This is a genomic window from Giesbergeria giesbergeri, from assembly GCF_054779375.1.
The window spans coordinates 118337-130676 of the sequence record NZ_BAAGYJ010000005.1 but is presented as its reverse complement, the minus strand read 5'-3'; the positions used below and the strand labels follow the sequence as shown (position 1 = coordinate 130676).

The following is a 12340-nucleotide window of genomic DNA, read 5'->3' as shown; positions in this document are numbered from 1 at the left end:
TTAGTCTTTTGTGTACTGCTCGCAGTTGCCGATGAGCCGCAACTCGGCGGCACGGGCATGGGCCTGCAAACCTTCACCATGCGCCATCACCGAGGCAATCTGGCCCAAGGTTTGCGCCCCTTGCTCGCTGACTTCAATCAGACTGCTACGCTTTTGAAAGTCATACACGCCCAAGGGCGAGCTGAACCGTGCCGTGCCCGAAGTGGGCAACACATGGTTGGGGCCAGCACAATAGTCGCCTAGGCTCTCGCTGGTGTAGGCACCCAGAAAAATCGCCCCAGCGTGTTTGAGCAATGGCTCCCAACGGTGCGGCTCGCGGCTAGAGACTTCTAAATGCTCTGGCGCAATTTGGTTACTGATGGCACAGGCTTCTTCCATACTGCGTGTGTGGATGAGCGCACCACGGCCATTCAGGCTCTTGGCGATGATCTCAGCCCGTGGCATGGTGGGCAGCAGGCGATCAATCGCTTCTTGCACAGCATCCAAATAGGCGGCATCGGGGCTTAGCAAAATGGATTGGGCCAGCTCGTCGTGCTCGGCTTGGCTAAACAAGTCCATCGCCACCCAATCGGGCGGGGTGGTGCCATCAGCCAACACCAAGATTTCGCTGGGGCCAGCAATCATGTCAATGCCTACGGTGCCAAAGACGTGCTTTTTGGCACTGGCCACATAAGCATTGCCAGGGCCAGTGATTTTGTCCACCTTAGGCACAGTCTCGGTGCCATAGGCCAAGGCCGCCACTGCCTGAGCACCTCCAATCGTAAAAGCCCGCGTGACGCCCGCCACATAGGCGGCTGCCAACACCAGCGGATTTTTTTCGCCACGGGGGGTAGGCACGACCATGATGATCTCAGCCACGCCTGCCACATGGGCTGGAATGGCATTCATCAGCACACTGGAAGGGTAGGAGGCTTTACCGCCGGGCACATAAATGCCCACGCGGTCTAGCGGCGTCACTTTTTGGCCCAACAGGGTTCCGTCTTCGTCACGGTAGCTCCAGCTTTCACCACTGGCTTTTTTTTGTGCCTCGTGATAGCGACGCACACGGACAGCAGCCTGCTGCAGGGCTTGGCGTTGCGCCTCGGGCAAAGCGTCAAAAGCGGCCTTGAGTTCTGCTTGGCACAGTTCCAACTCGGCCATGCTGGTGGCAGACACGCTGTCAAAACGCTGCGTGTATTCGAGCACTGCCGCATCACCCCCTTGACGCACATCGGCCAAGATGTCGGCCACCCGCTGCTCAATAGCGGCATCGGTATCGGCAGACCAATGCAGGCGAGCGGCAAAATCAGCATCAAACGAATCGCTGCTGGTATGCAGGCGGGCGGGTGTGGCTTTCATGGGGCAATCTTCCTGTCAGGGCCGTTTTAGGCGGTGCAAGTATCTTGGCGAGGCACCACGGGCTTTTGCCGCTGATGGTGTTCTTTCTTCACAGCATACATCCGCTGATCAGCGATTTCCATCAGAGTCTCCAAGTCCTTGCCATCGTCTGGAAAATAAGCAGCACCAATGCTGGCTCGCAGTAGTTGACTGGATACCAATGATGTCGAGCAGTTGTTGCTTGTTAGGCATGGCACGGCCTTCCATAAAATTTCTCAATGGGGAGAAAATTATTGTAAGGTTGTGCCTTTTTTGTAACTCAGTCTTTTGCTGGAATGGCCGCAGCAAAAATGTCAATAATGCGCCGCAGTGGCGCCATTTTGAGTTTGAGGGCCGCTTGGTTAACCACCAAATGCGAGCTGATGTCCATGATGCGCTCAACCTCGACCAAATGGTTGGCCTTGAGGGTGTTGCCGGTAGAGACCAAATCGACGATAGCATCGGCCATGCCCGTGAGCGGGGCCAGCTCCATGCTGCCATAGAGCTTGATCAAATCCACATGCACACCCTTGCTAGCGAAAAACTCGCGGGCAATGGCGGTGTATTTGGTGGCTACCTTCAGGCGTGAGCCTTTTTTGACGGCTTGGGCATAGTCAAAACCCGCACGCACCGCCACGCTGACACGGCATTGGGCAATGCGCAAGTCCAGCGGCTGGTACAGGCCCGAGCGCCCGGCACCGCCCCATTCGGCGCTGTGTTCTATCAGGGTATCTTTGCCACATACGCCCATATCGGCACCACCATACTGCACATAGGTGGGCACATCGCTGGCGCGCACCATGACGACGCGCACATCGGGCTGGTTGGTGGGCAAAATCAGCTTGCGCGATTTTTCTGGATCTTCAAGCACCTCGATGCCAGCGGCGGCCAACAAAGGCAGGGTTTCATCAAAAATGCGGCCTTTGGACAGGGCAAGGGTAATCATCGGTCAAATTCTTTCTATGTCGGCACCCAAGCCGCGCAGTTTGGCTTCCATGCAGTCGTAGCCACGGTCAAGGTGGTAGATGCGGTCTACCAAGGTTTCGCCTTCAGCCACCAGGGCGGCAATCACCAAGCTGGCCGATGCCCGCAGATCGGTCGCCATCACCGTAGCCCCAGACAAACGCTGACCACTGTGGCCCAGCCCCTCAATGACGGCGGTACGGCCATCAATTTGGATGTGCGCCCCCAACCGCAACAGCTCATTGACGTGCATGAAGCGGTTTTCAAAAATGGTTTCGGTAACGGTGGCCGTGCCTTGGGCCACACAATTGAGCGCCATAAACTGCGCCTGCATATCGGTGGGAAAGCCCGGATACTCGGTGGTGCGAAAGCCCTGCGCCTTCAGGTGGGCAGCACCTGGGCTGCGCACGCGGATGCCCCCCGGCGCGGCCTGTACATCCACCCCAGCATCGCGCAATTTGTCGGTGACAGCATCCAAATGATCGGGGCGGGCATGGCGCAACACCACATCGCCACCAGCGGCGGCCACGGCGCACAAAAAGGTACCAGCCTCAATGCGGTCGGCCACCACCTGGTGGGTGCAGCCATGCAAATGCTCTACCCCTTGGATGCGAATGCGGCTGCTGCCGTGGCCTTCAATTTGGGCTCCCATGGCGATCAGCATCTCAGCCAAATCGACAATTTCAGGCTCTTGGGCTGCGTTTTCCAGCACCGTCTCGCCCTCGGCCAGCGTGGCGGCCATGAGGAAGTTTTCGGTGCCAGTGACGGTCACCATATCGGTGGTGATGCGTGCGCCCTTGAGGCGGGTGCGGCCTTCGGGCAAGCGGGCAATCATGTAGCCATGCTCGACCACAATCTCAGCCCCCATCGCCTGCAAGCCCTTGATATGCTGATCGACGGGGCGCGAGCCAATGGCGCAACCACCGGGCAAAGACACGGTAGCCCGGCCAAAACGCGCCAGCAATGGCCCCAGCGCCAGCACCGAGGCGCGCATGGTTTTGACCAATTCGTAAGGAGCCTCGGGGTTGGACAGCGCACCAGCATCAATGTGTACGCCACCGTGGTGATCGCGCTGGGCCGTCACGCCCATGTTGCGAATCAGCTTGAGCATGGTGGCTACATCTTGCAGATGCGGCACGTTATTGAGTTGTACCGGCTCTGCGGTGAGCAAAGCAGCACACAGCTCAGGCAGGGCGGCATTTTTAGCGCCAGAGACCACCACTTCGCCCTCTAAGGGGCGACCACCGCGAATCAGGAGTTTGTGCATGGTCAAAATCTCAGGTGCCCGATTCCGATTGGGCAGCCCACTCGGCAGGGGTGTAGGTTTTCATGGACAAGGCATGTACCTCGTCCGTTTGCAGCTTGCTGCCCAGCGTGGCATACACGCGCTGGTGGCGGGCAATGGCCCGCTTGCCCTCAAATTCGGGCGAAACAATGGTGGCGTACCAGTGGCGGCCATCGCCCTCGACGCTCAGGTGCTGGCAGGACAGGCCCGCGCTAATCAGTTGCTGGAGTTGATCGGCAGTCATTGAAAAATCTCAGTTGCGAATTTTGTATCCTGTGCGCAGCAGGTGCAGGGCCAGCGCACTCACGGCCAACCAGGCCACGCCGACAATGCCCAAACTCAGCCAGGGCGAGGCATCGCTCTGACCAAAGAAGCCATAGCGAAAACCATCAATCATGTAGAAAAACGGGTTGAGGTGGCTCACCTGCTGCCAAAACGGTGGCAGCGAGTGAATGGAATAAAACACACCCGACAAAAAAGTCATGGGCATGATGACAAAGTTCTGGAAGGCGGCCATCTGGTCAAATTTGTCGGCCCACAGCCCGGCAATCAGGCCCAAGGTGCCCAACAACGCTGCCCCCAACACGGCAAACACAGCAATCCACAACGGTGCCGCAAACTCTGGTGTGGCAAAACCCAGCGTGACCAAAAACACGCCCACGCCCACCACCAAGCCACGCACCACGGACGACCCCACATAAGCCACAAACCATGCCCAATGCGACAACGGGGTGAGCAACAAAAACACCACGTTGCCCATGATTTTGCTTTGCACCAAGCTCGACGAGCTGTTGGCAAAGGCGTTTTGCAGCACACTCATCATCACCAAACCCGGCACCAAAAAGCTGGCGTAGTCAATTCGGTCGTACACCTTAACATGGTCTTGCATCACATGACCAAAAATCAGCAGGTATAGGGCGGCAGTGAGCACCGGGGCTGCCACCGTCTGGAAACTGACTTTCCAGAAACGCAGCACCTCTTTGTAAAACAGCATTTGCCAGCCGGTCATGCGGCACCTCCGGGGGTGTGGGCGGCCATGACGCTGAGGAACACATCCTCTAAATCGGCACGGCGAATTTCTACATCTTGCACCTGCACCTGGGCCTCGCGCAGGGCAGACAAGTGGCGTTCAATATCCCCCGCATCGTGGGCGACCATCTGCACCACACGTCCCGTGATGCGTGCTTGGGCCGCCAAGGCGGGTGGCAGCACATCATCGGTTTTGAACACCAGCACATTACCCGATACCGCTTGCAGCAGTTTGGAGGTGTCGTCCAGCGCCACCACCTGCCCACGCTTGAGCATGGCGATACGGCCACACAGGGCTTCGGCCTCGTCCAAATAGTGCGTGGTCAGGAGTACGGTGTTGCCCTCTTTGTTCAAGCGAGCAATAAAGTGCCATAGGGTTTGGCGCAACTCCACGTCCACCCCGGCGGTGGGTTCATCCAGCACGATGATGGGCGGCTTGTGGACTAGGGCTTGGGCCACCAGCACACGCCGCTTCATGCCGCCTGAGAGCTGGCGCATGTTGGCATTGGCTTTTTCTGTCAAGCCCAAGCTTTCTAACAGTTCGTCAATCCAGTCGTCGTTGTGGGTTACGCCGAAATAACCGGACTGAAAGCGCAGTGCCTCACGCACATTAAAAAAGGGGTCGAACACCAGCTCTTGTGGCACGATGCCCAACTTGCGCCGGGCTGCGGCGTAGTCGGTTTGCACATCGCTGCCTTGCACCAACACCCGGCCACTACTGGCACGGGCCAAACCAGCCAAAATGCTGATCATGGTGGTTTTACCGGCGCCGTTGGGGCCAAGCAGGCCGAAAAACTCGCCTTCTTGGATGTCCAGACTGACGTTGTTGAGCGCATGGAACGGCCCTTGGGCCGTGGTGTAGGTCTTAGAGACCGATTGGAAGGAGATAGCAGGCATGGGAGCGGGCGATTTTACGGCCAGCCTGATCAGCGTGCAGGCTACCCTGCTGGGGCCACCTGCTCAGTCGCGGGTGGCGCGGCGCTGCACCGCCGCCACATAGGCATCACCATCGGGCGGTTGGCCTGAGCGTTGGCTGTCCCACAGCATTTGTCCTAGGCATTCCATAGCGGCATGGTGGGCATCGTGCAACGAGTCCAGCCGTTTGGCCAACAGCTCTACCGCCTGACGAATGCCTCGAGGCTGGTCAATGCTGCACTGCTCACTGATGGACAAGTGCATCGAGAGATGCAAGAACGGGTTGGTCTGCTCGGGGGTTTTATCGTAGTTGCGGGCTACCGCAGCATCCACATTTGCCAAGTCAGTGTGGTACTCGGGGTGCTCAGCAATCCACAGACTGGCCAAGGTTTCTATGGCTTCCATGGGGGCACCGGTTTGGGCTTTGGCATGTGCAGCGCAGAAAAACCGCCGCACATCGGCTTGGGAGGGATTGAACATGGCCGCAAGCGTAGCACGCGTTGCAGCTCAAACCCGCCAGACCGGAAGTTGCCAATTGCGCCACAGTGCCACCCCACGCAGACCCGCAGTGACCACCACACAGGCCAGCAGAGTCAACCAAGCTGGCGCATCCAACTGACGCAAGCCAATATCGGCCCAGCCACCTATAAAAGCACACAGGGCATAGGGCCGGTGGTCGTTGAAAGCTTGGGGGATTTCATTGCACAACACGTCGCGCAACACACCACCAAACACCCCCGTAATCACGCCCATCATCACGGCCACTAGCGCGGGCATATCCGTGGCACAGGCCACATCCACCCCTACCGCAGCAAACAGACCCAGCCCGATAGCATCGGGCAACAGCATGGCCCGCTCCGTGGGCTGAAAGTGGCGTTGGCGCATAAACAGCATGGCAGCCACACACAGGGCCAAAATACCCCAGACAAAGCCCACATGGCGCACCCAGAAAAAGGGCCGCTGATCCAGCAATAAATCGCGCAGCGTGCCACCACCAAACGCTGCCACAAAAGCGACCACACAGACGCCCACGATATCGAGCCGCTTGCGCGCCGCCATGATGACGCCGGACAAGGCAAAAGCGATAGTGGCGGCGACCTCTAGCAGGTAACGCAACAGCTCAAAAGGGGTCTCAAACCAGCCCATTGCTTGCTTTCAGGCCCACAGGGGCAAAACTATGCTGACGCCACGCCTCAAACACCGTCACGGCCACCGCATTGGACAGGTTAAGGCTGCGCTGACCCGGCACCATCGGCAGACGTAAACGCTGGGCAGGTGCAAAAGTCTCGCGCAAGTCTGGGGCCAAACCACGGGTTTCAGAGCCAAACACCAGCCAATCACCAGGGGCAAAAGCCACGTCATGCACCTGCTGCGTGCCGTGGGTAGTGAGTGCAAACATGCGGGCTGGATCAGGCTGTGTCTGTTGCACAAAGGCGGCCCAATCCGCATGGCGCAGCACTTGGGCATATTCATGGTAATCCAGCCCTGCGCGGCGCATCAGGCGGTCTTCCATCGAAAAGCCCAACGGCTCAATCAGATGCAAGGCACAACCTGTGTTGGCTGCAAGACGGATGATATTACCCGTGTTGGGCGGGATTTCAGGTTCAACCAAAACGATATGGAACATGGCCCGTATTGTCCGCCAGTGTGGCAAAGACGTCAGGCAGCCCGTGCCACAACCAAAGCGGCGATATGTTCTGCACCAGCCTCGCGCAGCACCGTGGCCGCCGTGTGCAGCGTGGTGCCAGTGGTCATCACGTCGTCCAACAAGACGACACGCCGCCCCCGCACATCCGACAAGCGGCCCGGTGCCAGCGCAAAGGCGCCTTGTAAATTTTCGAGCCGTTGGGCCCGCCCTAAGCCACTTTGCGCAGGCGTATTGCGCACACGCAGCAACAATTTGGCATCTACCTTGTCTGCAGCCAACACCTGTGCCAACAGCAAGGTTTGATGAAAACCCCGATGGCGCAAACGTTGCGGAGACAGCGGCAAAGGCAGCACCAGATCGGCGGCCTCGAGCACAGGCTCTGCCCACGGAGTGCTGCGCAACAACTGCCCCAAAGTGCCTGCCCAGCCTGGGTCGCCATGAAATTTATAGGCACCCAAAATATGCTCCCACGGAAAGCCGTAATCCACTGCAGCCACACAGGCATCCAGCGGCGGGGGCTGACGCAGACAATGGCTGCATTGCACTACGCCAACAGGCACAGGCAGCGCACAGGTACGGCAGCGCAAACGAGGTCTGGCAAACCGTGCTACACAGTCCTCACAGATACGCTGCGCAGGCCAAGCACGGCACACCTCACACTGGCTAGGAACACCTGCCAACAAACGATGCCATGCAGTGGAAACCTTGGCGAACAATGGGTTGGTCATGATGGTGTCCAATATATACGCGCTGCTTTTTTCTGTTTTTCATGTCATCGCCCTCTACCCCAAGCACCTCCCCACCCACCATGGACTGCGTGGCAGCCGCCCGCTGGCACCAAATGGCCCCCTCCCCTTCACCCTGGCTCCATGAAGAAGTAGCCCGGCGCATGGAGGGCCGCCTGCAATGGATACGCCAAGCGCCCACCAGTTGGTGCCACTGGGACCCGGTGCGCGGCGGTCTGCAAGCCCATGCCCTGCTGCGCCAACGCTACCCAGATGCACTGTGCCATATCACCGAGACAGCGCCAGAACGCCAAGCGACTGCCAAAGCAACCCTTTCCCCCGCTTGGTGGAGCGCCGCCCGCTGGAAAGGCGGCGCCACACAATTTGGGCCGGCCCCCAATGGCACCATGCAGATGCTTTGGGCCAATATGGCCCTGCACATGCACAGCCAGCCACAAGAGCTGTTGGCACAGTGGCACCGCACTTTGGCTGTAGATGGCTACCTGATGTTTTCCTGCCTAGGGCCAGATACGCTCAAAGAACTGCGCAGCCTTTATGAGGCACTGGGCTGGCCCGCCCCCAGCCACCAATACACCGATATGCACGACTGGGGTGACATGCTGGTACATACCGGCTTTGCCGAGCCGGTGATGGACATGGAACGCATCACCCTGACTTTTTCCAGCCCGCAGCGCCTGCTGCAAGAGTTGCGCGAACTCGGGCGCAACCTGCACCCACAACGCTTTGCCGCCCTGCGCGGACGCCATTGGTACGGGCAACTGCTAGAGCAAATCAGCCAACGCCTCGCCACGCCGGGTGACAATGGTCAGCTGGCGCTCACTTTTGAAATCATTTACGGCCACGCTTTCAAACCAACTCCGCGCGTACGCGTGGCCTCTGAAAGCGCAGTCTCTTTGCAAGACATGCGCGCCATGCTGCGGGGCAGCACACAACCTTGACCATGACCATACTCAAAAGACAATTTCTACGGCAGCTGGGTGCTACCACGCTGGTCATCAGTGCAGGTGCTATGTTGAGTGCCTGCTCCAAAGAAGGCCCGACCTTCCGAGGTGTTGATATTTCTGGAGCCGACTACGCCCGCGACTTTGCCCTGACCGACCACCAAGGCCAATTGCGCCGGTTGTCAGACTTTCGTGGCAAAGCGGTCGTAGTGTTCTTTGGCTACACCCAGTGCCCCGATGTCTGCCCCACCTCGCTACAAGAGCTAGCCCAAGCCAAGGCATTGTTGGGCAACGATGGTGAACGGTTGCAGGGTATTTTCATCAGTGTCGATCCGGAGCGTGACCAACCCGAGATGCTCAAAGCCTACATGGCCAACTTCGACCCCCACTTTCTGGCCCTGCGCCCAACGCCAGAGCAACTGCCAGCCTTAGCCAAAGATTTCAAGATCTACTACAAGAAAGTAGATGGCCCCACCCCTACCAGCTACACATTAGACCATTCGGCCGGCAGTTACATTTACGACCCCACAGGCAAGCTGCGCGTATACGCCCGTTATGGCAGCGGAGCCCAAGCACTGGCCGCTGATGTGCGTGCGCTGCTGCAACCCGTGGCAACTTCCAGCCATTAAGCCCACACAAAAACAGCGCGAATTGCCAACTGCATCACATTGCAGTTTCGTCGGTGCGGAGATACGGGATTACCCCATAGTGTTGTCATCAAACTTGCTTAGAGTGAAGACAGTATCTACCCTCCCACACGGCCAGTGGGCTGATTGCAGAAGCACCCGATAGGGGCTTTTGTTACAGAACAGGAGCCGCATCGATGCATATTTTTGATCTTCCCGCGCTTCGCGACAGCAACAGCCAAGGCACTGTCGCCCCCCGCCGCTGCCCCTTCCACCACGGCAGCAGTCCGCCGCTGGTCTATGCCGATAGCTTGCGTGAGGTTCCTGGTGGCTGGCTCGAACAAGTGGCCATGCAGGCAGCACCCGATGGCATCTTGTTGGTCGACCGTGAGGGCACCATCATCATGGCCAATCCGGCCATCGAAATCATCTCTGGCTACCACACCGACGAATTGATAGGGCTATCGGTCAGCGTGTTGCTAGCGCCGCATCTTGGTGCCAAGCATGCACAACAAATGCGCAGCTACTTCCAGAACCCCACGCGCCGTCCTATGGGCATGGGCCATGATCTGTGGCTGTACCGCAAAGACAACAATCTGATTCCTGTGGATGTGGCACTGGGCTACTCAGAAGCCTATGGTGGTGCGGCAGTGGCCTTTGTGCGCGACATCTCTGAAGTCAAGCGCCTGGAAGCACAAACTTGCTACCAAGCCGCACATGACAACCTGACCGGGCTCGTCAACCGTTGGCAGTTTGGCCAGCGATTAGAACAGGCCATCCAGTTGGGCGCGGAAGAAGATCAACCGTTTGCCTTGTTGCTACTGGATCTGGACGACTTCAAGGCCATCAATGATGGCTACGGCCACGCCGCTGGCGACCAAGTGCTGATTGAGGTGGCGCGGCGCTTGAAAAGCGTCTTGCGGGCCAGCGATGTGGTGGGGCGCTTGGGTGGTGATGAATTCACCGTGCTGCTACCTGCCCTGACCCAAGTGCAAGAGGCCCAAACCACAGCCGCCAAACTCCTGCAACTGCTGCAAGAGCCATTTCGGGTGCAGGGCTTTGAACTCAACTGCGGTGCCAGTGCGGGCATTGCCGTGTTCCCACACGATGCCAGCGATGCCGAAACATTGATGCGTTATGCCGACATCGCCATGTACCACTCCAAAGATCGGGGTCGGGGACAATATGCGCTCTACACCCCGCCCATGGGCGAGAAAATGGCAGAAAAGGTATTGCTGCATGATCGTCTGAAACTGGCGCTGGCCTATGGCGGTTTGTCTTTGCACTACCAACCACAAGTCGATGTTTTCAGTGGCGAGGTGGTGGGGGCTGAAGCCCTGCTGCGCTGGACAGATCCCGCACTGGGCGAAGTGCCGCCGTCACGTTTTATTCCGGTGGCCGAAGCCACGGGGCTGATCTTGCCCTTGGGGCAATGGGTGCTCAACACTGTGTGCAGGCAAATCATGGCTTGGCAGCAGGCAGGTACTCCGCTGCGAGTAGCCGTCAATGTCTCCATGCAGCAATTACAGCAACCCGACTGGGGCTCGCAATTGCAAGAAGTATTGCAGCGCCACGGTGTCCCACCCGACCTGCTGGAGCTAGAACTGACCGAATCCGAGGCAATGGCCGACCCAGTGCTGGCCCGCCAGTCACTGGCCTGCGTCAAATCCTTGGGCCTGAACGTGACGTTGGACGACTTTGGCACGGGCCATTCTTCGCTGGCCTATGTGCAACAGTTGCCCATCTCACGCATCAAGATCGCACGCGACTTTATTGAGCCTATGTTGCAAGGCGACAATCAGGCCGCACTGGTGCGGGCAGTCATTGATCTCTCACACACGTTGGGCCTGACCGTGGTAGCCGAAGGAGTCGAGTCGCCCGATCAATTGCGCCGTTTGCACCGCTATGGCTGCGACATCGTGCAGGGCTGGCTCTACGCCAAGGCCGTTCCAGCCCAAGAAATGCCGCGCTGGATGGGCACGCCTGTGTCCTTTGCCGCCCTGTGCGCTGCGGCGAGTTGCCCAACACCCTAAACTGCCACCGTTGTGCAACAGGTCAAGACGGCAATGCCGTTTGGCCTTCACCACAACGGGCCAGCAGCAACTCGCGCCGAATCTCGCAGTGCCAGCGGTCTCGGCGAACCAAACAATCTTCCAGTTCCAACTGGCGCAAGGTGCGGGCAATCGTCTCGCGCGTGGTGGCCAACAAGGCCGCCAATGCGCTCTGGCTAGGCAGGCGCACCAAGGTGCTGCGTTGCAAAGTGGCCAATTGCAGCAAAGCCGCTGCCACCTGACCTGCCACGGTAGGAATGCGTACCAAACGCGCCCAATCTGCCATTTGGGCATTGGTCTGTGCATAAGCCACGGCCAATTCCCATAAAAAAGTCTGGTTGACCAAGCCACCCGCCAACAAAGGTGCAATGGGCACTTCACAGATCCGCACGGGTGACATGGCAATGCACGACAACATGGCAGGCTGACCGAGCAACATGGTGGAACCCAACGTTTGACCATGACCGCACAGGCCCACAGGCCGTTCAATGCCGTATTCTGAACTGCGCAACAACATGGTGGTGCCCACCTTGACGATACGAAAAACCGTCAGAGCCTCCCCCTGGCGCAGCAAATAGCTCCCCTTGGCAAAAGATCGCTCGGTGACCAACGACTGCCAATGCGGACGCACCTCTGGAGCCATCTTGCCCATCAGGCACAGGCGCTGACAGGCACAGCGTGCGCAATCGGCTGCCCGCCCCTCGGCTGCGTCTACCGCCAAGCCACGCAACACGGCCCCTTGGGGGGGGGCTGGCAATGGCAAAGGTGCAGCAGCCAAAG

15 protein-coding genes are annotated in these 12340 nt (G+C 58.6%); 3 read left to right on the top strand and 12 right to left on the bottom strand.

Features of this window, described 5'->3' with window-relative positions; all coding sequences use genetic code 11:
- The 11 genes from hisD to ACYVB2_RS10455 all read right to left on the bottom strand — a co-directional run bounded on the left by hisD (window position 1) and on the right by ACYVB2_RS10455 (window position 7924).
- Window positions 1-1338: a histidinol dehydrogenase gene (gene hisD / locus ACYVB2_RS10505; RefSeq protein ID WP_382432381.1), complete on the bottom strand. Its 1338-nt coding sequence runs from the start codon at window positions 1336-1338 to the stop codon at window positions 1-3.
- A gap of 26 nt (window positions 1339-1364) precedes the next feature.
- Window positions 1365-1574 (bottom strand): diguanylate cyclase domain-containing protein, encoded by a 210-nt coding sequence (locus ACYVB2_RS10500; protein WP_382432379.1) that lies wholly within the window; start codon window positions 1572-1574, stop codon window positions 1365-1367.
- Between the two features lie 62 nt (window positions 1575-1636).
- Entirely contained in the window at window positions 1637-2302 is a 666-nt protein-coding gene (gene hisG, locus ACYVB2_RS10495; protein ID WP_382432377.1) for an ATP phosphoribosyltransferase, read from the bottom strand.
- A 3-nt stretch (window positions 2303-2305) separates the two neighbouring features.
- On the bottom strand, window positions 2306-3586 hold the full coding sequence (gene murA, locus ACYVB2_RS10490) for a UDP-N-acetylglucosamine 1-carboxyvinyltransferase (RefSeq protein WP_382432375.1): 1281 nt from the start codon (window positions 3584-3586) through the stop codon (window positions 2306-2308).
- A gap of 10 nt (window positions 3587-3596) precedes the next feature.
- Entirely contained in the window at window positions 3597-3848 is a 252-nt protein-coding gene (locus tag ACYVB2_RS10485) for a BolA family protein (protein WP_382432373.1), read from the bottom strand.
- Window positions 3849-3857: 9 nt separating this feature from the next.
- Window positions 3858-4613 (bottom strand): ABC transporter permease, encoded by a 756-nt coding sequence (locus ACYVB2_RS10480; protein ID WP_382432371.1) that lies wholly within the window; start codon window positions 4611-4613, stop codon window positions 3858-3860.
- Complete coding sequence (locus ACYVB2_RS10475) at window positions 4610-5530, bottom strand: ABC transporter ATP-binding protein (protein WP_382432369.1); 921 nt, start codon at window positions 5528-5530, stop codon at window positions 4610-4612. Before ACYVB2_RS10475 ends, ACYVB2_RS10480 begins: the two co-directional genes overlap by 4 nt.
- Before the next feature lie 63 nt (window positions 5531-5593).
- Window positions 5594-6028 carry a DUF1841 family protein gene (locus ACYVB2_RS10470; protein WP_382432367.1) on the bottom strand — a complete coding sequence of 145 codons (435 nt, stop codon included), beginning with the start codon at window positions 6026-6028 and terminating at the stop codon, window positions 5594-5596.
- Window positions 6029-6055: 27 nt separating this feature from the next.
- On the bottom strand, window positions 6056-6694 hold the full coding sequence (locus ACYVB2_RS10465) for a trimeric intracellular cation channel family protein (RefSeq protein ID WP_382432365.1): 639 nt from the start codon (window positions 6692-6694) through the stop codon (window positions 6056-6058).
- Window positions 6681-7175 (bottom strand): tRNA (uridine(34)/cytosine(34)/5-carboxymethylaminomethyluridine(34)-2'-O)-methyltransferase TrmL, encoded by a 495-nt coding sequence (trmL, locus tag ACYVB2_RS10460; protein WP_382432363.1) that lies wholly within the window; start codon window positions 7173-7175, stop codon window positions 6681-6683. Before trmL ends, ACYVB2_RS10465 begins: the two co-directional genes overlap by 14 nt.
- Before the next feature lie 32 nt (window positions 7176-7207).
- A complete protein-coding gene (locus tag ACYVB2_RS10455) occupies window positions 7208-7924 on the bottom strand; it encodes a ComF family protein (protein WP_382432361.1) in 717 nt (238 codons plus the stop codon).
- A 41-nt stretch (window positions 7925-7965) separates the two neighbouring features.
- On the opposite strand from ACYVB2_RS10455, the gene ACYVB2_RS10450 reads away from it, so the two are divergent.
- From ACYVB2_RS10450 to ACYVB2_RS10440, 3 genes are all read left to right on the top strand, one after another.
- A complete protein-coding gene (locus ACYVB2_RS10450; protein WP_382432359.1) occupies window positions 7966-8880 on the top strand; it encodes a biotin synthase in 915 nt (304 codons plus the stop codon).
- Between the two features lie 2 nt (window positions 8881-8882).
- Window positions 8883-9512 (top strand): SCO family protein, encoded by a 630-nt coding sequence (locus ACYVB2_RS10445; protein WP_382432357.1) that lies wholly within the window; start codon window positions 8883-8885, stop codon window positions 9510-9512.
- Between the two features lie 194 nt (window positions 9513-9706).
- Window positions 9707-11542, top strand: a complete 1836-nt coding sequence (locus ACYVB2_RS10440; RefSeq protein WP_382432355.1) for a putative bifunctional diguanylate cyclase/phosphodiesterase — start codon at window positions 9707-9709, stop codon at window positions 11540-11542.
- Between the two features lie 22 nt (window positions 11543-11564).
- Here the strand turns inward: ACYVB2_RS10440 and ACYVB2_RS10435 are convergent, their stop codons facing one another.
- On the bottom strand, window positions 11565-12338 hold the full coding sequence (locus ACYVB2_RS10435; RefSeq protein WP_382432353.1) for a Crp/Fnr family transcriptional regulator: 774 nt from the start codon (window positions 12336-12338) through the stop codon (window positions 11565-11567).
- Between the last annotated feature and the right edge of the window lie 2 nt (window positions 12339-12340).